This is a genomic window from Lysobacter sp. K5869 (genome assembly GCF_018847975.1).
Taxonomy (GTDB): Bacteria; Pseudomonadota; Gammaproteobacteria; order Xanthomonadales; family Xanthomonadaceae; genus Lysobacter.
Genome location: NZ_CP072597.1, coordinates 337515 through 359107, shown reverse-complemented (window position 1 = coordinate 359107; position 21593 = coordinate 337515). Strand labels below are relative to the sequence as shown.

At 69.6% G+C, this 21593-nt stretch carries 21 protein-coding genes; 9 read left to right on the top strand and 12 right to left on the bottom strand.

The window, feature by feature from the left end; all coding sequences use genetic code 11:
• The first annotated feature begins 283 nt into the window (after positions 1-283).
• The gene (locus J5226_RS01505; protein WP_215838104.1) at positions 284-1435 is read left to right on the top strand and encodes a carbohydrate-binding protein; all 1152 of its coding nucleotides are present in this window, start codon (positions 284-286) and stop codon (positions 1433-1435) included.
• 87 nt (positions 1436-1522) lie between these two features.
• On the opposite strand, the gene J5226_RS01500 is transcribed toward J5226_RS01505, so the two are convergent.
• Positions 1523-2056, bottom strand: a complete 534-nt coding sequence (locus J5226_RS01500) for a hypothetical protein (RefSeq protein ID WP_215838102.1) — start codon at positions 2054-2056, stop codon at positions 1523-1525.
• Between J5226_RS01500 and J5226_RS01495 the strand changes: the two genes are divergently transcribed.
• The 3 genes from J5226_RS01495 (at position 2055) to J5226_RS01485 (ending at position 4275) form a co-directional block, all read left to right on the top strand.
• On the top strand, positions 2055-2732 hold the full coding sequence (locus tag J5226_RS01495) for a YoaK family protein (protein ID WP_215838100.1): 678 nt from the start codon (positions 2055-2057) through the stop codon (positions 2730-2732). The two genes, J5226_RS01500 and J5226_RS01495, sit on opposite strands and share 2 nt — an antisense overlap.
• A gap of 194 nt (positions 2733-2926) precedes the next feature.
• On the top strand, positions 2927-3604 hold the full coding sequence (locus J5226_RS01490; protein ID WP_255322960.1) for a class I SAM-dependent methyltransferase: 678 nt from the start codon (positions 2927-2929) through the stop codon (positions 3602-3604).
• Between the two features lie 146 nt (positions 3605-3750).
• A complete protein-coding gene (locus J5226_RS01485) occupies positions 3751-4275 on the top strand; it encodes a hypothetical protein (protein ID WP_215838098.1) in 525 nt (174 codons plus the stop codon).
• A gap of 69 nt (positions 4276-4344) precedes the next feature.
• On the opposite strand, the gene J5226_RS01480 is transcribed toward J5226_RS01485, so the two are convergent.
• Positions 4345-4755, bottom strand: coding sequence for a RidA family protein (locus tag J5226_RS01480; protein ID WP_215838097.1), 411 nt, complete (start codon positions 4753-4755; stop codon positions 4345-4347).
• Between the two features lie 108 nt (positions 4756-4863).
• Here J5226_RS01480 and J5226_RS01475 point away from each other — a divergent pair, with 108 nt between their 5' ends.
• Positions 4864-5817, top strand: coding sequence for a LysR family transcriptional regulator (locus J5226_RS01475; RefSeq protein WP_215838095.1), 954 nt, complete (start codon positions 4864-4866; stop codon positions 5815-5817).
• A 60-nt stretch (positions 5818-5877) separates the two neighbouring features.
• On the opposite strand, the gene J5226_RS01470 is transcribed toward J5226_RS01475, so the two are convergent.
• The 3 genes from J5226_RS01470 to J5226_RS01460 form a co-directional block, all read right to left on the bottom strand.
• Positions 5878-6264, bottom strand: a complete 387-nt coding sequence (locus J5226_RS01470) for a DUF3060 domain-containing protein (protein WP_215838093.1) — start codon at positions 6262-6264, stop codon at positions 5878-5880.
• Positions 6265-6593: 329 nt separating this feature from the next.
• Entirely contained in the window at positions 6594-9782 is a 3189-nt protein-coding gene (locus J5226_RS01465) for a multidrug efflux RND transporter permease subunit (RefSeq protein ID WP_215838092.1), read from the bottom strand.
• Positions 9783-9791: 9 nt separating this feature from the next.
• Complete coding sequence (locus J5226_RS01460; protein ID WP_215838090.1) at positions 9792-11021, bottom strand: efflux RND transporter periplasmic adaptor subunit; 1230 nt, start codon at positions 11019-11021, stop codon at positions 9792-9794.
• 344 nt (positions 11022-11365) lie between these two features.
• Between J5226_RS01460 and J5226_RS01455 the strand changes: the two genes are divergently transcribed.
• Complete coding sequence (locus tag J5226_RS01455; RefSeq protein ID WP_215838082.1) at positions 11366-11782, top strand: hypothetical protein; 417 nt, start codon at positions 11366-11368, stop codon at positions 11780-11782.
• A 10-nt stretch (positions 11783-11792) separates the two neighbouring features.
• On the opposite strand, the gene chrA is transcribed toward J5226_RS01455, so the two are convergent.
• On the bottom strand, positions 11793-13001 hold the full coding sequence (chrA, locus tag J5226_RS01450) for a chromate efflux transporter (RefSeq protein WP_255322959.1): 1209 nt from the start codon (positions 12999-13001) through the stop codon (positions 11793-11795).
• Between the two features lie 46 nt (positions 13002-13047).
• Positions 13048-13944, bottom strand: a complete 897-nt coding sequence (locus J5226_RS01445; protein ID WP_215838080.1) for a LysR family transcriptional regulator ArgP — start codon at positions 13942-13944, stop codon at positions 13048-13050.
• Positions 13945-14072: 128 nt separating this feature from the next.
• Between J5226_RS01445 and J5226_RS01440 the strand changes: the two genes are divergently transcribed.
• The 3 genes from J5226_RS01440 (at position 14073) to J5226_RS01430 (ending at position 16181) form a co-directional block, all read left to right on the top strand.
• The gene (locus J5226_RS01440) at positions 14073-14690 is read left to right on the top strand and encodes a LysE/ArgO family amino acid transporter (protein WP_215838079.1); all 618 of its coding nucleotides are present in this window, start codon (positions 14073-14075) and stop codon (positions 14688-14690) included.
• A 512-nt stretch (positions 14691-15202) separates the two neighbouring features.
• Positions 15203-15640, top strand: a complete 438-nt coding sequence (locus J5226_RS01435; RefSeq protein WP_215838078.1) for a hypothetical protein — start codon at positions 15203-15205, stop codon at positions 15638-15640.
• 22 nt (positions 15641-15662) lie between these two features.
• Positions 15663-16181, top strand: a complete 519-nt coding sequence (locus J5226_RS01430; RefSeq protein WP_215838077.1) for a PaaI family thioesterase — start codon at positions 15663-15665, stop codon at positions 16179-16181.
• Positions 16182-16202: 21 nt separating this feature from the next.
• Here J5226_RS01430 and J5226_RS01425 read toward each other — a convergent pair whose 3' ends face one another.
• The 5 genes from J5226_RS01425 to J5226_RS01405 all read right to left on the bottom strand — a co-directional run bounded on the left by J5226_RS01425 (position 16203) and on the right by J5226_RS01405 (position 21506).
• Positions 16203-18971 (bottom strand): hypothetical protein, encoded by a 2769-nt coding sequence (locus J5226_RS01425; protein ID WP_215838076.1) that lies wholly within the window; start codon positions 18969-18971, stop codon positions 16203-16205.
• A 300-nt stretch (positions 18972-19271) separates the two neighbouring features.
• Positions 19272-19499 (bottom strand): hypothetical protein, encoded by a 228-nt coding sequence (locus J5226_RS01420; RefSeq protein WP_215838075.1) that lies wholly within the window; start codon positions 19497-19499, stop codon positions 19272-19274.
• Between the two features lie 167 nt (positions 19500-19666).
• Positions 19667-20074, bottom strand: a complete 408-nt coding sequence (locus tag J5226_RS01415; RefSeq protein ID WP_215838074.1) for a VOC family protein — start codon at positions 20072-20074, stop codon at positions 19667-19669.
• Positions 20075-20105: 31 nt separating this feature from the next.
• On the bottom strand, positions 20106-20555 hold the full coding sequence (locus J5226_RS01410; RefSeq protein WP_215838073.1) for a helix-turn-helix transcriptional regulator: 450 nt from the start codon (positions 20553-20555) through the stop codon (positions 20106-20108).
• Between the two features lie 78 nt (positions 20556-20633).
• Entirely contained in the window at positions 20634-21506 is an 873-nt protein-coding gene (locus J5226_RS01405) for an NAD(P)H-binding protein (RefSeq protein ID WP_215838072.1), read from the bottom strand.
• Positions 21507-21593: the final 87 nt, after the last annotated feature.

Genomic DNA, 21593 nt, shown 5'->3' with positions numbered 1-21593 from the left:
TTTTCGCCGCGCTGCGCCCCAATCGCCCTCACGCGCCGAGCGTGCGCGCGTCACGCATCGGCGCGAAAGCGCGCGAACTGTCGCCTCGGTCGCGGCGCGGCGCCGCGCGCTCGCCTAGGATCGGCTCTCCAGCGCGCCCGGGACAGCGTCGTTGGAGAAGGCGGGATCGGCGCCATCGCGTAAAGCCTTCCGGTGTGTTCGTGCGCCCCGCGCAGCGATGCGGGCGCGCGGCCGCGTCGTGTCCCGCCTCGTAGCGGTGTTCACCATCCACGAGGAGACAATCATGAAACAGCTGATGCGGATCGCGGCGTTCCTCGTCGTGTCCCTGTTCGCCGGCGGCGCTTGGGCGCAGAACTGGCAATTGGTGTGGAGCGACGAGTTCAACGGGTCGATCGGCCCGTCCTGGGTCTTCGAGACCGGCAACGGAACCAGCGGCTGGGGCAACAACGAACTCGAGTATTACCGGCGCGAGAACGCCGGCATCGAGAACAACGCCCTGGTCATCACCGCCAAGCGCGAGGATTTCGGCGGCTACCGTTACACCTCGGCGCGAATGAAGACGCAGGGCGTGCGCACCTTCAAATATGGCAAGATCGAGGCGCGCATGAAACTGCCCTCGTTCATGGGCGCGTGGCCGGCGTTCTGGATGCTCGGCGCGAACCTGCCGCAGGTCGGCTGGCCCGATTCGGGCGAGATCGACATCATGGAGCACGTCAACAACGAAGACCGCACCTACGGCACCATCCATTGGCGCGACCACAACGGCAACTACGCGCAGTACGGCGGCAACACGCCGCTGAGCGTGGCCGACTGGCACGTGTACTCGGTGGAATGGGACGCCAACGCGATCCGCTGGTACGTCGACGGCAACAAGTTCCACGAGGCCAGCATCCAGAACAGCGTCAACGGCACCGAGGAGTTTCACCGCGACTTCTTCTTGCTGCTGAACTTCGCCATCGGCGGCAACTGGCCGGGCTTCAACGTCGACGAGAGCAAGCTGCCGGCGAAGATGCACGTCGACTACGTGCGCGTCTACAGCGGCGGCGGCAGCAACCCCGGCCCGAGCACCACGCTGGAAGCGGAGAACTTCAGCGCGCAGAACGGCGTGCAGGTCGAGGCTTGTTCGGAAGGCGGCTACAACGTCGGCTGGATCGAGACCGGCGACTGGATGGCCTACAACAACGTGACCTTCCCGAGCAGCGGCAATTACCGGGTCGAATACCGCGTGGCCAGCCCCAGCGGCGGAGCGCTGTCGCTGGACTTGAACGCCGGCGCCGTGGTGCTGGGTCAGGTGCAGGTGCCGGCGAGCGGCGGCTGGCAGAACTGGACGACCGTGTCGCACACGGTCAACGTCAACGCCGGCACTTACAACGTCGGCGTGTTCGCGCAGCAGGGCGGATGGAACATCAACTGGATCCGCATCACCAAGATTTGATCCGGGCGACCGTTCCGTGAGCGAACGGGGACGCCGCCGCGACGGCGGCGTCCCTTCGCCCGCATCGCCGCGGGCGCCCGGCGGGCGTCAGTTCCAGGGTTCGCGACGGACGAAGATCATCGGGCCGTACGTGGGATCGTTGCGCACGAACGGGCAGCGGCGGCCGCCTTCTACGAGGAAGCCGATCTCGCCGATCTCCGGATGCTGGTCGGAGGCGTAGAAGCAAATCCACTGGGTCGTCGCGGGTGCGGCCGGTTGCGATCCGGCTTCGCCGGACAAGGCCGCGAACGAAACCAGGGCGAGCGCGAGCGCAGCGGCGCGGAAGGACATCGTCATGACAAGCTTCTTTTTCGACGGGCCGGGCGAGGCGCCCGGAGTTGATCCAAGAGTGGGCATGCTCGGCGCTGGCCGGATGCGATAACGCGCCCCGCAGCACAGTCCTGCGTTTCGGCCGCGAAGATCGGTTCGTCGCGCCGCGCGACAGAACCAGCGCCGCGCCCGCGCCTTCGGCTCCACCCGCCACGGACGGGCATCCGCGATGCGTAGCCGTTCCCCGCCCGCAGCCGCAGTCCGATGCTCGCGATCCGCCGCGCTAGAATCGACGCGAGCGGAGGTGGCCATGGGGATCGCATTACCGAGGTGGGTCTGGGTCGGCGCGGCGTGTCTGGCGACCACCGCCGGCATGATCAACGCGGTCGGCTACCTGGGCTACGAACATCAAGCCGTCACCCATCTGACCGGCACCACCACCTTGCTCGGCATGGCCATCGGCCAGGGCCGGCCCGCGGTCGCGCTGGAATTGGCCGCGTTGGCGCTGTCGTTCGTGGCCGGCGCGATCCTCAGCGGCCTCATCATCCAGAACAGCACCTTGCGGCTCGGCCGTCGCTACGGCGTGGCGTTGGCGGTGGAGTCGGCGTTGTTGATCGCCGCGGTGCCGCTGCTGGAGCGGCACTCGGTGCTCGGCGTGTTCCTCACCGCCGGCGCCTGCGGCTTGCAGAACGCGATGGTCACCACCTACAGCGGCGCGATCGTGCGCACCACGCATCTGACCGGATTGTTCACCGACATCGGTCTGGCGATCGGCCATTGGATCCGCGGTTTGCCGGTCGGACGGCGGCGGGTGTCGCTGTGCCTGTTGATCATCGTCAGCTTCCTGATCGGCGGCACGCTCGGGGTCGGGCTTTTCAGCGTCGCCGAGTATCGGGCGCTGTACGTGCCGGCGGTGCTGATCGGCGCGGTCGGGGTGAGTTACTCGGTGTACCGGCATTGGCATCCGCCGGGCGCGGACGTGGAGTGAGCGTTCGCGGGCGGCGTGGCGTCGCCGTTTCGGGAAGAACCTTTCATGGCCTCAGAGGCGCTTGCGTCGATGGAGCGCGGCGTTCGCGCGCGTCGGCTGGGGCTGGCCTTGACAGCTCGGGCTACATGGAACATTAATTGTTACGTGAAATCGAGCCCCGAATCTTTCGCCCAATCGCCACCCGCGACCCGTCGATGAACCCCGCCGACGCTTTCTCCGACCCGCAAGCCGTCGCGCGTTACGCCGAGCGCACCGCGCGCATCGTCCCCGGCTTGCGCGACCTGCACACGATGGCCGGCCTGCTGCTGGCCGAACGCGCGCCCACTGATGCGCGCGTGCTGGTGCTCGGCGCCGGCGGCGGGCTCGAACTCGCCGCGTTCGCGCGCGCGCAACCGGGCTGGCGCTTCGACGGCGTCGACCCGTCGGCGGAAATGCTGCGTTTGGCGGCGGCGACGCTCGGCCCGCTGGCGCCGCGCGCGCGCCTGCACGAGGGCTACATCGACACCGCGCCCGACGGCCCGTTCGATGCGGCCGCCTGCCTGCTCACCCTGCATTTTCTGCCCGAAGCCGAACGCCTCGCGACCTTGCGCCAACTGCATCGCCGGCTCCAACCCGGCGCGCCGCTGGTCGTCGCCCATCACAGCTTCCCCGCCGACGGCGCCGCGCGCTGGCTCGCGCGCTACGCCGCGTACGCGGCCGCTGGCGGCGCGCCCGCGGAACAGGCAGAAAGCTCGATCGCCGCGATCCGGGAGCGCTTGCCGGTGCTCGCGCCCGAACGCGATGCGGCGCTGCTGCGCGAAGCGGGGTTCGACGGAGTCGAGTCGTTCTATGCGGCGTTCACCTTCAAAGGTTGGGTGGGCTACAAGGCCTGAGTTCGCGGCCTGTGCTGGGGGCAGGTGCTTCGCATCGTTCCGCTATCGCCGCGCAAGCACGACTTCTGGGAGACGAAGCCGCCCACGCCGGCCGCTACAGTCCACGCTCGAACAGCGCATCGCGCGCGGTGACCAGGGGAAGCACGATGACGGGATCGCGCGCGCGCGGCGGCATGTTCATGGCTGCCTTCGGCACGATGTGGCTGGTGGGCGGGGTGCTCGGCGAATTTCCATCGATGCCGTGGCTGGCCGCGATCGCGGTCGCCGCCGGCGCGGCGTTGTTCCTGATCCACTGGCGGGCGTTGCGCGCCGAGCCGCCGGCGCCGCCGGCCGAAGATCCGGCGGAAACGCAGCGGACCGAACGCCATTTTCGCTGGGTCAACATCGGCCAATGGGCGGCGTTCGCCGCCGCGGTGGTGGGCTTGAACGTGGTTCACCGCACGCAGTGGATCGTGCCCGCCGGCGTCGCCATCGTCGGGCTGCACTTCTTGCCGCTGGCCTCGCTGTTCCGCAATCGCGCGCATTACCTCACCGGCGCGGCGATGGTGGCGCTCGCCGTCGTGTTGCCATGGCGCTGGCCGATCGCCGCGGCGATTCCGCTGCTGTGCCTGGGCGCGGGCGCGGTGTTGTGGCTCAGCGCATTGAATGCGGTGCGCGCGGCGCGGGCCTGAGCCGCGCGCTCAGTACAGGCGATAGAAATCGTCGTAGTTGCGCAGCGCCACGAGCGCGGCTTGCGGCGATCAGGCTGCGCCCGCGGCGTGCTCGCGCAGCCGCGCGACGACCTTGATCTCGAAGTCGAAGCCGGCCAGCCAGTTGACGCCGATCGCGGTCCAGTTCGGATACGGCGCTTCGCCCATGACCTCCATCCGCACCTGCTGGATCGTCTCGAACTGATGCTCCGGGTCGGTGTGGAAGCTGGTGACGTCGACGATGTCGTCGAAGCTGCAGCCGGCCGCGGCAAGCACGGCGGCGAGGTTGTCGAAGGCCAGCCGCACCTGCGCGGCGAAGTCCGGCTCCGGCGAGCCGTCCTCGCGGCTGCCGACCTGGCCGGAGACGAACAGGAAGCCGCCGCTGCGGATGGCGGGCGAATAACGGTGCAGGCGGTACAGATCGTGCCGGGCGGCGGGGAAGACGGCGTCGCGTGGGGACATGAGGGATTCCAGTGAGGGAGGCGCCGCTTGGGCGGCGAAGCAGGGTCACTGTAATTCCTGCGGCCAAAGGCGATAATCGGGCGGAAACCCAAATCACTCGTGCATCCTATGCAGGAACGATCCGGCGGAGAACTGCAGCAGATCGAAGCCTTCGCCGCCGTGGCCGAACACGGCGGCTTCGCCGCGGCGGCGCGCGCGCTGGGGCGCGACGCGTCGGTGGTGTCGCGGCGCATCGACGCGCTGGAAGCGCGGCTCGGCGTGCGCTTGTTGTCGCGCACCACCCGGCGCGTGGCGCTGACCGAGGTGGGCCGCATCTACCTGCAACGGGTGCAAGCGATCCTCGGCGAACTGTCCGCGGCCGACGTCGAAGCCGCCGAAGCCGCGGCCGCGCCGCAAGGGCTGTTGCGCCTCGCGTTGCCGGCCGCGTTCGCGCAGCGCTGGATCGCGCCGTGGTTGTCGCAGTTTCTCGCCGACTATCCCAAGCTGCGCCTGGAGTTGTCGCACACCGACCGCTTCGTCGATCTGATCGCCGACGGCTTCGACGCGGCGGTGCGCATCGGCGAGCTCGCCGACAGCCGTTTGGTCGCGCGCCGCTTGGCCGGATTCGAAACCCTGCTGTGCGCGGCGCCGGCCTATCTGCAACGCCGCGGCCATCCGCAGCGTCCGGACGACCTGCAACGCCACGCTTGCCTGGGCATGCCGAAGGCGCGGTTCTGGCCGGAGTGGAAACTCGTCGGCGGCCGCCAGCGCAGCGTGCAGCGCATCGACGCGGCGATCGTGTCCGACGACGGCGAAGGCCTGTTGGCGGCGTGCATCGGCGGCGCCGGCATCGTGCCCGCGCCGGAATGGCTGATCGGTCGAGAGCTCGCGCAAGGGACGCTGGTGCGCGTGCTGCCGCAATGGCGCATGGATTACGACGGCGCGATCCACGTCGTGCTGCCGCCGGGACGATTGGTGCCGGCGAAGACGCGCGCGTTCGTGGATCGGTTGGCGCGCGAGTTCGATCCGCAGCCGCCCTGGTTGCGCGAGGTTACGGCTCGGCCGCGTTCGCGCGGACGGTGAAACGCAAACGGCTTCCCCGCGCCCCGCGCGGGGAAGCCGTTGCGATAAAGCCCAATCGGCTCAGCGCTTGGACACGCCGCTGCCGGCGCCCGTCACCGAGCTCGCGGGGCGGCCGGTCTTGGTCGGCGCCGACTTGTAGTAGACGTGGGATTGCGCGCCGACGATCTCCACGCGCTTGACCGAATCCACCTGCACGGTGTTGCCGGCGCCGTCGACCGAGACCAGCGACAGCGGGCCGGTGACGGTGATGCGGTTGTTGGTGCCGACGATGTGCAGTTCGCCGCCGGTGCCGACGAAGCTGCGCTCGTGGTTGGTGCCTTCGATCGAGATCATGCCGTCGGCTTCCTCGACCTGGCCGGTCGCGCCGGCGCCCAGCGGCGCGGCGTGCAGCAGGCCCGAGAAGCCCAGGGACAACAGCAAGCTCAGCGATGCGATTCGATTCTTCATTGGGGGATGTCCTTCCTGGAGGTGAAGTGCGCGTAGCGCGCGGCCGTCATGGCCGGCGCGGGCCCGGCGATTCTAGCCAGCCCAGGGGCGTTGTATTGCGACAGGGGTTGCGGGCGAGGTGGCGCCGGGCGTCTGTGCCCGGGCGTTCGTGGCCGCGGTGTCGCGCGAAAAAACACCGCGAAACCTCGTGCGCATGCGGCTTCGCGCGATCGCTGCAGCGCGTGCGCAGGGTCTGAACGAAGGCTAAGCCCCGCGCGCGACGCGAGCCGGGAACGCGGAAAGCGCGACGCGGGCGCCGGCACGCGCGACCGCGCCCTAGCGCGGTCGCGTCAGTGCGCCTGCGGCCCCTCGCCGCCGCGATGGCGCAAGCCGCCGAGCTTCTGCGCCGCTTTGCGCACCAGCAGATAGAACAGCGGGATGTAGAACACCGCCAGCACCGTTGCGGTGAGCGTGCCGCCGACCACCGCGGTGCCGATCTCGATGCGGCTGTTGGCGCCGCCGCCGGTCGACAGCGCCAGCGGCAGCGCGCCGAAGATGAAGGCGAAGCTGGTCATCAGGATCGGTCGCAGGCGCAGGCGCGCGGCTTCCAGCGCGGCCTCGACCGTGCCTTTGCCGCGGCGCTCGGCCTGTTCGGCGAATTCGACGATCAAGATCGCGTTCTTCGCCGCGAGGCCCATGGTGGTGATCAGGCCGATCTGGAAGTACACGTCGTTCTCCAGCCCGCGCAGCGTCACCGCGACCACCGCACCGATCAGGCCCAGCGGCACCACCAGCAACACCGCGATCGGAATCGACCAGCTCTCGTACAACGCGGCCAGACACAGGAACACCAGCAGCAGCGCCAGCGCGTACAGCAGCGGCGCTTGACCGGTGGAGAGACGTTCCTGGAACGACAGGCCCGACCACGCCACGCTCACCCCGGGAATCGCGCGCGCCAGCTCTTCCATGCGCGCCATCGCCGTGCCGCTGCTGACGCCGGGCGCGGGCGTGCCCTGCAACTCGGTCGCCGGCACGCCGTTGAAACGCAGCAGCGCGGTCGGCGCCTGCGCCCAGCCGAGCGTGGCGAAGGCCGAGAACGGCGTCATCTGTCCGTCGGCGCCGCGCACATGCCATTGATACAGGCTCTGCGGTTCGTTGCGGAACGGCGCATCGCCCTGCACGTACACGCGCTTGACCCGGCCGCGGTCGATGAAGTCGTTGACGTAGGTGCCGCCCCAGGCGGTGGACAGGGTCGAATTCACCGAGTCCTGGGTCAGGCCGAGGCTGGAGAGCAGTTGCGCGTCGCTGTTGACCCGCAGCGTCGGCGTGTCCGGCAACAGCGTGGGGCGCACCGAACCGAGCAGCGGATCGCGCTGGGCGGCGGCGATCAGCTTGTCGCTGGCCGCGGCGAAGTCCGCGCGCGACATGCCGCTGGTGTTCTGCAGTTCCAGGGTGAAGCCGCTGGTCTGGCCGAAGCCGCGGATCGGCGGCGGCGCCAGCACGAACACGCTGGCGTCGCGCAGGCCGGTCAGCGCTTTGGACACGCGGCCGATCATCGCGTCGGCGCTGCCGTCGGCGTTCTCGCGCTGCGACCAGTCGACCAGACTGACGAAGCCCTGGCCCGAGTTCTGCGACGCGGTCGGGCCGCCGCCGCCGGCGACGATGAAGGCGGCGCTGATCAGTTCGGATTCGTTCTTGCTCAGGTAGTCGTTGACCTGATCGCGCACCTCGCTGGTGCGGCCGAGCGTGGCGCCGCCGGGCAGACGGAACTGGATGTTGACCCGGCCCTGGTCTTCCGACGGCAGGAAGCCGGTCGGCAAGCGCAGGAATAGCAGCGCCAGCGCGCCGGCGATCAGCGCATAGCTCAGCAGCGCGACCCAGCGGTGGCGGAAGATCGACTGCACGCTGCTCAGATAGCGGCCGGTGGCGGATTCCAGCGCGCGATTGAAACCGTGGCCCAGGCGCGAGGGCAGCGCCGCCAAGCCCGGCGCGCGCCGCGCGATCCAACCCGGGCCTTCGGCCGCCAGCGCATGCGGCGATTTGAGCAAGGTCGCGGTCAGCGCCGGGCTCAGCACCAGCGCGACCAGCACCGACAGCGCCATCGAGGAGACGATGGTCAGCGAGAACTGGCGGTAGATCACGCCGGTGGAGCCGCCGAACATCACCATCGGCAGGAACACCGCCGACAGCACCAAGGCGATGGCGATCAGCGCCACGTTGATTTCGCGCATCGAGGCGATGGTGGCCTGACGCGGCGTCATGTTCGGGTTCTCGTGCATCAGCCGCTCGACGTTCTCGACCACGACGATGGCGTCGTCGACGAGCAGGCCGATGGCCAGCACCAACCCGAACAACGTGAGCGTGTTGATCGAGAACCCGGCGGCGTAAATGATGCCGAAGGTGCCCAGCAGCACCACCGGCACCGCGATCGCCGGGATCAGCGTCGCGCGCCAGCTCTGCAGGAACACGAACATCACGATCACCACCAGGACGATCGCCTCGATCAGCGTCTTGACCACCTCGCTGATCGACAGTTTGATGAAGTCGGTGGCGTCGTTGAGGTAGGCGACCTTCCAGCCCTGCGGCAGGTTCGCCGCCAGCCGCGCGACTTCGGCGCGCACCAGCTCGGCCGATTCCAGCGCGTTCGCGCCGGGCGCCAACTGCAGCGCCATGCCGGCGGCGGGATGGCCATTGAGCAGGCTGGAGGAGTTGTAGTTCTCCGAGCCGATCTCCACCCGCGCCACGTCCTGCAAGCGCACCGAGGCGCCGTTGGGCTGGGTCTTGAGCACGATCTGGCGGAACTGCTCGGCGGTCTGCAAGCGCGTCTGCGCGGTCACCAGCGCGTTGAGCATCTGCGTGGCCGGCTGCGGCTGATCGCCGATCTGGCCGGCGGCGACCTCGGCGTTCTGGCTGCGGATCGCCGCGACCACGTCGCTGGGCATCAGTTGGAACGAGGCCAGCTTGCTCGGATCCAGCCACACCCGCATCGCGTACGGGCTGCCGTAGACGTTGGCGTCGCCGATGCCGGCGATGCGCGAGATCGGATCCTGGAAATTGGTGGTGAGGTAGTCGGCGATATCGCGGTTGGTGACGGTGTTGTTCTCGTCGTAGATCGCCACCAGCATCAGATCGTCGGGATTCGCCTTGCGCACCACGATGCCCTGCTGCTGCACCTGCTGCGGCAAGCGCGGAATCGCTTGCTGGACCTGATTTTGCACCTGCACCTGGGCGATGTCGGGATCGACGCTGGTGTCGAAGGTGACCGAGATGGTGACCTGCCCGCGCGAGGTCGAGGTCGAGCTGAAGTACAGCATGCCGTCGATGCCGGTCAGGGTCTGCTCGATCACCTGGGTGACGCTGTTCTCGATGGTCTCGGCCGAGGCGCCGGGGTAGTTGGCGCGGATGCTGACGTTGGGCGGCGCGACGTTGGGATACTGCGAGATCGGCAGGCTGCGGATGGCGAAGGCGCCGCCGAGCATGACCACGATGGCCAGCACCCAGGCGAAGATCGGGCGCTCGATGAAAACGCGGGAAATCATGCGCGCGCCTCAGCCTTGCTTCGCCGGACGCGCCGCCGAAGCGGCGTCGGGCGCTTGCAGTTTCTGCGGCGTCGAGGCCGGCACCGCGCGCACAACGGAGTCGCGGCGCAGCGAGCCGATGCCTTGGGTGACGACCTTGTCGCCGGGATTGAGGCCGGTGCTGACGATCCAGTCGCTGCCGTCGACGCGGTCGGCGCCGATGGGCCGCTGCACGGCTTTGTTGTCGGCGCCCACCACCCAGACGAAGGCGTCGCCGGTCGGTCCGCGCACCAGCGCCTGCTGCGGCAGGCGATAGGCCTGCGCCTGCGTGGCTTGCGCCAGCCGCGCGCGCAGGAACATGCCCGGCAGCAGCAAACCGTCCGGGTTGGGCACGCGGATGCGCAGGGTGACGGTGCCGGTGGATTCGTCCACCAGCACTTCGGAGAACTGCAGCGTGCCCGGCTGCGGATACAGATTGCCGTTGGGCAGCACGATGCGCGCGCTGGTCTCGCTGGCCTGCACGCTGCCGGACGACAGCTGCTCGCGCAGCGCCAGCAACTGCTGCGCGGATTGCTGTACGTCGACATAGATCGGATCCAGGCGTTGGATCGTCGCCAGCGGCGCGGCCTGATCGGGCGTGACCAGCGCGCCGACGGTGACCAGCGAGCGGCCGATGCGGCCGTCGATCGGCGCCGGCACCGTGGTGAAGCGCTGGTTGATGCGCGCGGTGGACAGCGCGGCCTCGCGCTGGGCGACGTTCGCGCGCGCTTGCCCTGCGGCGGCGAAGGCGTTGTCGTAATCCTGGCGGCTGATCATCTGCGTGGCCACCAGCGACTTGTTGCGCTGGGCCAGCAGGTCGGCGGCGGTGAGCGCGGCGCGCGCGTTCTTGAGGTCGGCCTCGGCCTGCTCGACCGAGGCGCGGTACAGGCTCGGATCGATCTGATAGAGCGGCTGGCCGGCGCGCACCAGGCTGCCTTCCTGGAAGAACTGGCGCTGCACCAGCCCGCCGACCTGCGGCCGCACTTCCGAGCTCTGGAAGGCCACGGCGCGGCCGTTGAATTCGTTGGTCAGCGCGACCGTGGTCGGCTGCATCACCACATAGCCGACTTCGACCGCGCGGTCCTTGCCGTCGCCGGCCTTCTTGTCCTTGCCCCCGCCGCAGGCGGACAGGGCGAGGCAGGCGGCGGCGAGCAGCGCGAGGCGGCTGAGCGGGTGTCCGGCACGGGCGGCGGCGGTGGCGGCGAACGGGCTGATAGTCATGGTCCTGTTGGATCGCCGTGCGGGTAAACCACGGGCGACATTAGCATTCCTTAACGGTCGCGACGCTGACGCGAAACTGACAGGCGCGCCAGCGACTGACGAGCGCGCCGGGGCGCCTTCGCGTTTACCGCGAATCGGGCGGCAGACCTTGCCGGATCTGCTCGCAGCGGCGCCGCCGGGGCGACGGTTTTACGACATTCGCCGGCGTAGGCGCGGCTGGAACGGCGCCCCGCGCAACGCCAAGGGGAATGCGTTTGCGGATGAACGCGCCGGGAGCGAAACCCCGTCGCCCATCCCGGGCCGTTGCATTGCGGACCTACGCGTATCGTCTCGAGGGCAAATGCATGAGCGCCAGAATCGTCCTGTTGGCGGCCGCCGGCCTGCTCGTCTTCGCTGGCCACGCCGAGGAAGCGGCGGACTATCGCACGCGGGAGGCGGCCTGCTTCGCGCATCCCACGCGCGCTTGCGTCGCTCGACTCGAACGGCGCTGCAAAATCTTGCGCGGCGATTGGGGCGGGACGCTCAGCGGCCGGGGCCGCATGCCCGGCTGCAATCTGCCCACGCGCGATGGCGGCAAGGCTTGCCGGGTGAGCGAGCAATGCCAGAGCGCGTGCGTCTACGATGGCCCCGTCTTCGTCCCGCCCGGCGCGCAGCCCGCGGCTTCGACGCAATGCCGTTGTTACCCCATGCAGAGCTTGCGCAAAGGCGCGCCGTTGCGCTTATGCACGGCGCGCGGAATCGAGATGGTTCATATCGATTGAGCGCGCGCGGTCAGCCGAGCAGACTGGCCGCGACCGCGGCGAGGAGGCACCACAACACGATCCACAGCGCCGACAAGCGCGCGACGGCCAGCAGCGCGAAGCCGACCGCGACGATGGCGGTATCCGACCAGCCGCGCACGCCGGCGCCGCAGATCGACCACAGCGCCGCCGCCAGCAGCCCGACGACCGCGGCGTTGACGCCGGCCATCGCGCTGGCCGCGGCGGGACGGCCGGCCAGCGTCTTCCACGCCGGCAGCGCGGCCAGCAGGATCAAGAAACCGGGCAGAAACAGCGCCGCCAGCGCGATCGCCGCGCCCACCGCCGCGGGCGCCGCCAGCGGCGTTTCGGCGCCGAGAAACGCCGCCAGCGAGAACATCGGCCCGGGCATCGCCTGCGCCGCGCCGTAGCCGGCGAGGAAACGGTCGGCGCCGATCCAGCCGCTGTCGACCACCGCTTGCTGCAGCAGCGGCAGCACCACATGGCCGCCGCCGAACACCAGCGCGCCGGCGCGATAGAACGCGGCGGCGAGCGCGGTCGGCGTCGCGCTCGCCGATTGCGGCCACAGCAAGGCCAGCGCCAAACCCAGCGCGAACGCGGCGGCGAAGGCGAGGGCGGCGCGGCGGCCATAGGGCAGGGCGAAGCCGGAGGCGGTTTCGGTTCGCGCCGATCGGCATAACCAGCGTCCGAGCACGCCGCCCGCGGCGATGGCGAGCAACTGCGCCCACGCGCTGCCGCTGAGCGACACCAGCGCCGCCGCGGCGAGGGCGAGTGCGGCGCGCGGCCAATCCGGCGTCAATCGCCGCGCCATACCGAGCAAGCCGTGCGCGACCACGACCACCGCGACCAGCTTCAGTCCGTGCACGGCGGCGGCGCCCAGGCCTTGGTTCAAGCGCGGCGCCAGCGCGGCGAAGGCGAACATCGCCAGCGCCGAGGGCAAGGTGAAAGCGACGAACGCCGCCAGCGCGCCGCGCCAGCCCGCGCGCAACAAGCCGATGGCCAATCCCATCTGGCTGCTGGCCGGACCCGGCAGGAACTGACACAGCGACAGCAACTGCGCATAGCGCGCGTCGTCGAGCCAGCCGCGCCGGCGCACGAATTCCTCGCGGAAATAGGCCAGATGCGCGATCGGCCCGCCGAAGCCGGTCAGCCCCAGGCGCGCGAACGCGGCGAACACTTCGCGCGCGGTGCCCGGCGGCGAGGAAGGAGCGGTAGCGGACACGAACGCCTCGCGCGGTGGATCGGGGCGATGGTAGCAACCGCGCGGGTCAGGTCCGCAAGGCTTCGGCCGCGGTTTCGCGCAGCACTTGGCCGATGCGTTGCAGCACGCTCGAACGCACCGCCGCGTGTTGCCAGTACAACGGCACATCGAGATGGCGCTGAGGATCGATCAGCACGATCCGGCCGGCGCGCAAATACGGCCCGGCCAGCGGCTCCGGCGCGAGGCACCAGCCCAGGCCGCGCGCGGCGGCCTCGACGAAGCCGCTGGAGGTCGGCACGTAATGGATCGGCGGCGTCAGCCGCGCGCGGGTGATGCGGCGGACGAAGCGCCACTGCAGCTCGTCCTTGCGGTTGAACACGATCATCGGCGCCTGCGCCAAGGCCTGCGCGTCGACGCCGCCGGCGAAATGGCGCGCGGCGAATTCGGGCGAAGCGATGGCGCGGTAGCGCATCGTCCCGAGCGGATGCACGTTGCAACCCTGCAAGGCGTTGGCCTCGGCGGTGACCGCGCCGAGCACGCTGCCGTTGCGCAGCAGGTCCAGGGTGTGGTCCTGATCGTCGACGCGCACGTCGAACAGGTAGCCGTATTGGCTGTGCAGTTGCGCCATCGCCGCCAGGAACCACGTATCCAGCGAATCGTCGTTGACGGCGATCGCCACGGGCCGCGTAGCCGCGCTGGCGCGGTCCTCGACCAGGAAATCGGCCAGCGCCTCGGCTTCCAGCGCCTGCATCGGCCGGACCCGGCGCAGCAGGCGTTCGCCGGCGCGGGTCGGCCGGCACGGCGCTTGCCGCACCACCAGCACTTGGCCGAGGCGGTCCTCCAGCGCCTTGATCCGCTGCGACACCGCCGAAGAGGTGACCGACAGCCGCCGCGCCGCGCCCTCGAAACTGCCTTCTTCCAGCACCGCCGCGAACGCGGCCAACTGCGGGTGGAGGAGGTCCATGGCGCGCTCCCGGCCGGCGGCCGTCATTAGAAATTCTTGACACTGTAAAGGAAAATTAGCTGGCCTTAATCCGGGCGGGGCGGCAGGATGCCGCGTCCCCCGTCGTCGTCATCGTTTTGGAGTCCGCCATGTTTTCCGCCGCCGCCCTCGCCGGCTTTCTCGCCAGCGCCGGCCTCATCATCGCCATCGGCGCACAGAACGCCTTCGTCCTGCGCCAGGGGCTGGTCCGCCGCCACATCGGCCCGGTGGTGGCGATCTGCGCGCTCAGCGACATCGTCCTGATCCTGGCCGGCGTGGCCGGCATCGGCGCGCTGGTGCAGGCCTGGCCCGGCCTGCTGCAGGTGCTGCGCTTCGGCGGCGCCGCGTTCCTGGGCGTCTACGGTTTCCTGGCCGCGCGCCGCGCCTGGCTGGGCACCGGCGCGCTCGACGCCGGCAATGCCAAGCAGCAGACCCTGCGCACCGCGGTGCTGACCTGTCTGGCCTTCACCTTTCTCAACCCGCACGTCTATCTCGACACCATGATCCTGCTCGGCAGCCTGTCCACGCGCTATGCCGGCGAACTGCGCTGGGCCTTCGCGATCGGCGCCTGCGCGGCCAGCATCGTCTGGTTCGTCTCGCTGGGCTTCGGCGCGCGCTTGCTGGAACCGGTGTTCCGCAACCCGCGCGCGTGGCGGGTGCTCGACGGCGGCATCGCGTTGTTCATGTGGGTGCTGTGCTTGATGCTGTTGCTGCAGCCGTTGAGCTGAGCGGCGCAGCCTGCACGACCGGACCTGCGAACGCCCGCGTTAGCGCGGGCGTTCGCGTTTTCGCACCGATAGCGGCTTAGGTTCAGCCGTGAGCCGCGCTCGCGAAGCCGGCGCCGCGGCGAACGACGCGCGCGCGATGCCGCCGGATCGCGGCACCGCGCTCGGCCGCACGGCGTGCGCGTGCGTGCCGCATGGGGGAGGTCGGTCATGGGCCGACGCGCAAGCGCATTGGACGCAAGCGATGTTCAAGGCCGCGCGAAGCCGCGCTGGCACGCATCCGCAGTTTTTTGCCGCCGCGCGTCACGCCGGCGCGGACGCCGCGAGGCTTGTGTGGGCGCGCTCGCAGCGGATCGCGGCCTAGCGTCACACGCGTTCACGAACGAGGTGAGTCGCGGTGAGCGAGCCGGCCGCGCCGCGTGCGCCGGCCGGTTCACGGCGGCCGCGCGCGGGCGTTGTAGCCAGCGCAGACGGCGCGCGTTCCTCCGCGGCCGCGCCATCGGCGGGAGACCGACATGAGTGCATGGGCTTGGATGGGTGCGACCTGCTACGTCGCCGCGTTCGCGATCGTGCTGGCGTTCGCGCTCGCCTATCTGACCCGGCGGACATTCATGCCGTATCACCGCGCCGCGGCCGATCAATCCTGGGACAGCGTGCCGCCGCGCATGCGCCTGTTGCTGCTCGCGCTGATGCGCGCGGTCGGCGCCGCGTGGCTGGCCTGTGTCGCGGCCGGTGCGTTGCTGCTGAACGAGTTCGTATTGTCGCGGCCGGGCATGGCGTCGCTGACGCTGTTCCAAGCGTATTGCCTGTTGGCGCTGGCCCCGCCGGTCGCGATCGCAGCGGGCTTGCGCCGCGCCACCGGCGCGCGCACGCCGGTGGGCAGCGTGGCGAGTGCGCTGGGCTTGTCGCTGCTGGGCTTCGTCTTGTGCGCGGTGTCGCTCGCCGCCGATTGACCGATGGGAAGGAGAAGCGCGAATGCAGCCCGACAACACGTTCTGGGCGATGGTCGACGGACGCCTGCCGCTGCCCGCCGCCGCGACCACGCTGGGCTGGTGCTTCCACGCCCACAATCCCGCCGACCGCAGCGTCAGCGTGAGTTTCGAGGTCGGCGACGCGCTGACCAACCCGCTCGGCCAAGTACACGGCGGCATGCTGGCGGCGATGCTCGACGACTGCATGGGCCCGGCGATCTACGCCGAGCTGCCGCCCGACCGCATCGCGGTGACGGTCGAATCCAAGACCGTGTTCGTCCAGGCCGCGCGGCCGGGGCGCATCTTCGGCTACGGCCGCATCGAACATTGGCGCGGGCAGCTGTGCTTCGCCGCCGGCCGCCTCACCGACGAACAAGGCCGGGTGCTGGCGACCGCGACGGCGACCTACCGCATCGGCCATCTGCGCTGGCGCGGCTGGCGGGTGCCGGGGCCGCTGGTCAAACACTTGCTGCGCCGGCAACTGCGCAAGCGCGCAGCGGCCAAGGCGTTGGCTGCGAAGTGATCGCCGCCACGCGTTCGGCGGCTACAACTCCAGCACCCAGTCGTTGTAGCCCGGGAAATACGTCGGGTGCTTGTCCATGTACTCCTTCACCTCGTCCATGTGGTCCTTCTCGCGCTTGAAGTCGGCCTTGCGTTTGTCCGCATCGAGGAACTCCACATAGGTGTCGGCGCCGCGATCCTTCTCCCACTTGCTCTTGAAGTCGGCGAACTCCTCGCGGTGGAAGTCGAAGATGCTGCGGTCGCCCGGCGCCTGCCGGCCGCCCCAGTCGGCGCCGCGCAGTTCGCGCAGGTTGTTGATGTAGTCGCGCGCGTTGCCGAAGCTGTTGAGCGTGGTGACGGCGTAGTCGTATTTGAGGTTCCAGTCGCCCTGGGTCACGCCGTCCTCGCCGAGCTTGGAGAACCACTCGTACTGCTCCTTGGCTTCCTTCTTGTCCTTGGCGTTGTTGACGAATACCGAGACCAACTCGGACGCGACGCTCAGCAACATGCCCACCGGCCCCAAGCCGCGGGTGATCGCGCCGACCACGCGCTCGGCCACCGCGCCGGCGGCCTGGCCGCCGACCGCGGAGACGAACTTGCTGCCGGCCTTGAGCACGTCCGGCGCCAGTTCCAGCGTGCCCGACACCACGCCGAGCACCGCTTCGGCCTTTTCCGCCGGCGAACTGTCGCCCTTGAACGCCTCGGCCGCGCCCATGCCGCCGGTGACCACGCCGAGCACGCCGCCGGCCTTGCCGGAATAGTCCGACAGCACTTTCAAGGTCGAGGCGGAAATGCGCGAGAGGCTGCCCTTGGCCGGATCGCCCGCGGTCTGTTCGATGCCCTTGACGATCTGATCGCGGTTGGCGATGTCGGTCGGCGGAATATCGGCGGCGGCGACGTTGCCGCCGACGGCCGATACCGCCTGATTGCCGTAGCGCGTGTCCACGCCGATGTTGTCTTTCACCGCCTTGTCCACGCCGAGCAGATCCAGCGCCGAGCCGTCGATGCCCTTGCCGAGGTTGGACAGCAGCTTGTGCGCGTCCTGCAGCGAGCCGACCATGCCGATCAAACCGCCGGCCACGGCCAGTTTCTCCTCGGGCGTTTCGCCGAAGCCGTCCTTCACCAACCCGCGCACGGTCGAGGCGATGCCGATGGCGCCGGTGACCGAGGGCAGCAGGCCGCTGGAATCGAGCTGACCGATGAGGCCGCGGATCGTGTCCTTCTTGTCGCTTTGGAAATCCACCCGCGAGAACGCCTTGTCGATGTCCTCCGGCGCGTAGCCTTCGGCGCGCAATTCCTTGGCGACCTGGGCGAAATCGCGCTTGGCCGCGTCGCCGCCCTTGTCGAGGAACTCGTCGATGCCGTCGGCCAGATCGACCGGCAGCTTGGCCTTTTCCATTGCGTTGGTGACCGCGCCTAGCCCCGCCTCGACGCCGTCCACCTCGGCTTCCGGCGTGAATTCGCCATCGGCCAGCCCCGCGTCGATGTCGCGCGCCAGCGCGTTCATGGCGAACTTCTGCCCGGCGGATTTGGCGCGATCGGGATCGAGCAGGCCCAACTGCGAGATCGCGTCCTCGACATCGGCCTGCGCGCGCGGCTGATCCCACTTCGGAAGCTTGCCGATCTCCTGCACGTAGTCGGAGCTTTCCACCACCTTGGCCAGTTGGTCGGCCATCGACTTGCGCTCCTCCTCGGGCACCTTGCCGACGGCTTCCTGCAAGCTCTTTTGGTACAGCGCCGAGACCTGTTCGTCGCGCATCAGCGCGTCCAGGCGCTGATTGATCTTGCCCTCGTCCAGCATCTCCTTCATGTCCGCCGGTTCGAGCTTGAGCAGATTTTCGGTCTCGGTCTTGGTGCGGCCGCCGACGTTGATGTGGCGGTTCTCGTAGACCGGATGGACGAACTTGCCGTGGGTCACCGCGCTGCGCGCCTCGACCATGCGCAGGAACTCGGCCTGCGGGCTGCCGTCGAACAAGTCCTTCTTGCCCTTGATCTCGTCGATCATCAGCTTCATCGCCGCATCGCCGACCTTGAGCTTGTGGCCGTCCACCTCCTCGCTGGTTTCCAGCGAGAACACGTCGGTCTTGGCGGTCGGATCGAGCTTGGCCCGGTCGCGCGCGTTGTCGATGGTCTGTTGGCCCGCATCGAGGTACTTGCGCTCGGCCAGCGCGTACGCGCCCGGCGCGGAGGCCCGATCGACGGCGAACTTGCCGCCGTCCTTGGTCTCGAAGCGCAGCCAGCCGTCCTGGTATTCGCCGGGGTAGGACACGTTCTGGATGTCGTCGTAAACGACGCGGTCGTTCTTGCCGAATTCGCGGAAGCCGTCTTTGAGGATGTCCTTGGGCGGCTCGGAGGGCTTGTCGTCCTTCGGCGGCGCGGGCTCGGGTTGCGGCTCGGGCTTGCGGCCGGTGTCGACGAATTCGGCGGCCTTGTCCTTGGGAATGTGATCGTCGCCGAAGCCGCGGCTGACGCCGTCGAGCACGCGCTTGCGGTCGGCGTCCTCGATCCGGCCGCTGTCGACCAGTTTGTCGAGCCGGCCTTTCTGCAGCCACGAATCCAGCGCGCCTTTGTCCTTCTCCATGACCGTGCCGATGAAACGGCCGCGATCCTCGGGGCTCAAGGTCGGCAGGAACTCGCTCGCCAGCGCTTCCAGACGGCGGTCGTAATCGTCCTTCTTGGCTTTCTTTTCGCCGACGTCGTGCAGCTTGTCGGCCAGGTCCTCCAGTTCGGCCTTGCTCGGCGATTTGTAGTCGCCGCTGCCGGGAACGTAAGTGGCGGCGTTGTTGCGCAGGTTGAGGGCTTGGACGGACATGGGGGCGCTCGCAGGGTCGTCGATACGAGTGGGGCCGCGAAGGCAACGCGCATCGCGGCGGACGCGATGCGGGGCGGCGGCGCGCAAGGCGCTTGCGTGGAGTGCGCAGCCAACATGGAACCGCGGCGCGAGGCGGTGAACTGGGGCAAACCCGAGGTCGGGCGCGGCGAACCGCCAACCCGTCGCGCAGATTCAGGTTGATGTAGGCGTATACGCGAATCGCGCCGCCGCGCGTCGACGCGGAATCGCGACTCGTGCGTTCGATAGTTCAACGCGCGCCGACGAAGCGCGCGTGCGGTTTCAGCGCGCTTGCGCGGCGGCGCGGCGGGCGCGCCGCCGATTCAAGTACGGCAGCGCGAACATATACAAACCGGTGACAACCAACAGCACCAGCGGCGGCAGCGGCGTATACGACACCCACACCACGGGTTGTTTCTGCGCGAGCGCGATGAAGCTCGCGATCACGGTGAGCGGGAATACGATCGACACCCAGCGATGGAACTGCCGGATCCAGTGGTTCCAGTTCATGACGGACTCCGATGAGGACCGCGACGCGCCGTCGGCGCGCGGACAGGGCGCGCGAGCGCGCGCCGGGGAAAGGCGGCGCCGCGGATGCGCGGCGCCGCGATGCGCGAGCGAGTCGCGCGCTTGGATCAGGCCGCTGAGGCCAGATGGGTTAGATCAGATTGGCGAGGTCAGACCGCTTGAATGCGGATCATATTGCCGGCCGGATCGCGCACCGCGCAGTCGCGCACGCCGTAGGGCTGGTCGACCGGCTCCTGCACGATCTCGACATCGCCGGCCTGCAGCTTGGCGAACGCGCCGTCGAGGTCGGGCGTGGACAGGTTGAGCATGGCGAAGCTGCCCTTGGCCATCATCTCGGCGATCGCGCGCTTTTCCTGCTCGGTGAGGCCGGGCGTGGCCTGCGGCGGGTACAGCACGATCGAGGTCTGGGGCTGGCCGACCGGGCCGACGGTGATCCAGCGCAGGCCCTGGTAGCCGACGTCCTTGCGCACCTCGAAGCCGAGCGCGTCGCGGTAGAAGGCCAGCGAGGCCTCCGGGTCGGTCTGGGGGAGGAAGCTGGAATGGATGCTGAGGTTCATGGCGGTCCTGCGTGGGTGGTGGCGGGAGACGTCATGCTACGTCCGGCTCCCCGGCCGGCGCTTCTCGATTCCTGATCGGTCGCGTCACCTGCTTGGCGACGCAGGCCGGCATGCCCTCGGTGGCGGCCGCGGCCTGGCGCTGGTAGACGCTCGGCGGCACCCCGACCAACTCGGCGAAACGGGTGCTGAAAGTGCCCAGCGACGAGCAGCCGACCGCGAAGCAGACCTCGGTGACGCTGAGCTGGCCGAGCCGGAGCAGCGCCATCGCCCGCTCGATCCGGCGGGTCATCAGATAGGAGTAGGGCGATTCGCCGTACGCGGCGCGGAACTGCCGGCTCAGATGCCCGGCCGACATGTGCGCGCCGCGCGCGAGCGCCTCCACGTCGAGCGGCTGGGCGTATTCGCGGTCGATGCGGTCGCGCACTTTGCGCAGGCGCGCGAGGTCGCGCAGATGGACGGGGTCGGCGGGGAGGTCGTTCACGGCGGCGATGCTGCCATCGCCGCCGGGGGCGCTCAAGTGCGCGGTGTCATGCGCGGCGCGAAGGCGCGCGTCGGCGGCTTAAGCCCGGTCCTGCGCGGCCGGGCGCCGGCATTCGCGCTGCAGCACGTCGGACAGGGCCATCGGCGCGCGTCCGGACAGGCGCTCCACGTCGCCGGTGACGATGTCGAAGCTGCCGGCGGCGAAGCTCTTTTCGATGTCGACCACGGCGTCGCCGTACTCGGCCGGGATGCCGGCCGCGGCGATGCCGGCGCGCAGTCGCGCCTCGTCCACGGCGACGAAGCGCAGCGGCTGGTCCAGCGCTTCGGCGGCGATCGCCGCGCGCTGCGCGCCGCCGAGCGCGGCCGGGCCGGTGGCGTGGTAGATCGCGCCGGCGTGGCCGTCGCCGGCGAGGATGCCGGCCGCCGCGGCCGCCACGTCCTCGCGCGCCACGTAGGCCACGCGGTTTTCGGCCAAGCCGGCGATGACGCCGCTGGCGGCGCCGCGCTGCAGGATTTGCGCGAAGGATTCGGCGAAATAGTTCATGCGCAGGATCGTCCAGCGCGGCGCCGTGCGCATCAGATGCTGTTCGGCGGCCCAGTACGGGGCGTACATCGACGGCTCCGCCGCTTCGCGGGTGGCGGCCGAGGAAATCAGCACCACATGGCTCACGCCGGCGGCGACGGCCGCGTCGATGGCGGCGACGAGCTGGCGCGCGCGCACGCCCGGGCGGACATCGGGGCCGGGCACCAGCAGCAGGCGGTCGAGCCCGCGATACGCGTCGAGCAGGCTGTCCGGCCGGTCGTAGTCTCCATGGCGCGTTTCGTCGGCGCCGCGCACCGCTTGCGGCGTGCGCGAAATCGCCACCACCGCGGCCGCGCCGGCGCGGGCCTTGGTCTGCGTCACCGCCGCGGCGCCGAGCTGTCCGCTGGCGCCGCCGATCCCGATTTTCATTGCGTTATCCTCGTGGTGGAAAGTGCGCGGCCGATTTTGGCCGCGCTCGCGCAACCCGCAAGTACGCACAAATTTGTTCCCGCAGCC

Excerpts from the sequence above, each read along its gene's own strand:
- J5226_RS01505 (WP_215838104.1), top strand. The coding sequence starts at position 284 with ATGAAACAGCTGATGCGGATCGCGGCGTTCCTCGTCGTGTCCCTGTTC.
- J5226_RS01495 (WP_215838100.1), top strand. The coding sequence starts at position 2,055 with ATGGGGATCGCATTACCGAGGTGGGTCTGGGTCGGCGCGGCGTGTCTG.
- J5226_RS01500 (WP_215838102.1), bottom strand. The coding sequence starts at position 2,056 with ATGGCCACCTCCGCTCGCGTCGATTCTAGCGCGGCGGATCGCGAGCAT.
- J5226_RS01490 (WP_255322960.1), top strand. The coding sequence starts at position 2,927 with ATGAACCCCGCCGACGCTTTCTCCGACCCGCAAGCCGTCGCGCGTTAC.
- J5226_RS01485 (WP_215838098.1), top strand. The coding sequence starts at position 3,751 with ATGACGGGATCGCGCGCGCGCGGCGGCATGTTCATGGCTGCCTTCGGC.
- J5226_RS01480 (WP_215838097.1), bottom strand. The coding sequence starts at position 4,755 with ATGTCCCCACGCGACGCCGTCTTCCCCGCCGCCCGGCACGATCTGTAC.
- J5226_RS01475 (WP_215838095.1), top strand. The coding sequence starts at position 4,864 with ATGCAGGAACGATCCGGCGGAGAACTGCAGCAGATCGAAGCCTTCGCC.
- J5226_RS01470 (WP_215838093.1), bottom strand. The coding sequence starts at position 6,264 with ATGAAGAATCGAATCGCATCGCTGAGCTTGCTGTTGTCCCTGGGCTTC.
- J5226_RS01465 (WP_215838092.1), bottom strand. The coding sequence starts at position 9,782 with ATGATTTCCCGCGTTTTCATCGAGCGCCCGATCTTCGCCTGGGTGCTG.
- J5226_RS01460 (WP_215838090.1), bottom strand. The coding sequence starts at position 11,021 with ATGACTATCAGCCCGTTCGCCGCCACCGCCGCCGCCCGTGCCGGACAC.
- J5226_RS01455 (WP_215838082.1), top strand. The coding sequence starts at position 11,366 with ATGAGCGCCAGAATCGTCCTGTTGGCGGCCGCCGGCCTGCTCGTCTTC.
- J5226_RS01445 (WP_215838080.1), bottom strand. The coding sequence starts at position 13,944 with ATGGACCTCCTCCACCCGCAGTTGGCCGCGTTCGCGGCGGTGCTGGAA.
- J5226_RS01440 (WP_215838079.1), top strand. The coding sequence starts at position 14,073 with ATGTTTTCCGCCGCCGCCCTCGCCGGCTTTCTCGCCAGCGCCGGCCTC.
- J5226_RS01435 (WP_215838078.1), top strand. The coding sequence starts at position 15,203 with ATGAGTGCATGGGCTTGGATGGGTGCGACCTGCTACGTCGCCGCGTTC.
- J5226_RS01430 (WP_215838077.1), top strand. The coding sequence starts at position 15,663 with ATGCAGCCCGACAACACGTTCTGGGCGATGGTCGACGGACGCCTGCCG.
- J5226_RS01425 (WP_215838076.1), bottom strand. The coding sequence starts at position 18,971 with ATGTCCGTCCAAGCCCTCAACCTGCGCAACAACGCCGCCACTTACGTT.
- J5226_RS01420 (WP_215838075.1), bottom strand. The coding sequence starts at position 19,499 with ATGAACTGGAACCACTGGATCCGGCAGTTCCATCGCTGGGTGTCGATC.
- J5226_RS01415 (WP_215838074.1), bottom strand. The coding sequence starts at position 20,074 with ATGAACCTCAGCATCCATTCCAGCTTCCTCCCCCAGACCGACCCGGAG.
- J5226_RS01405 (WP_215838072.1), bottom strand. The coding sequence starts at position 21,506 with ATGAAAATCGGGATCGGCGGCGCCAGCGGACAGCTCGGCGCCGCGGCG.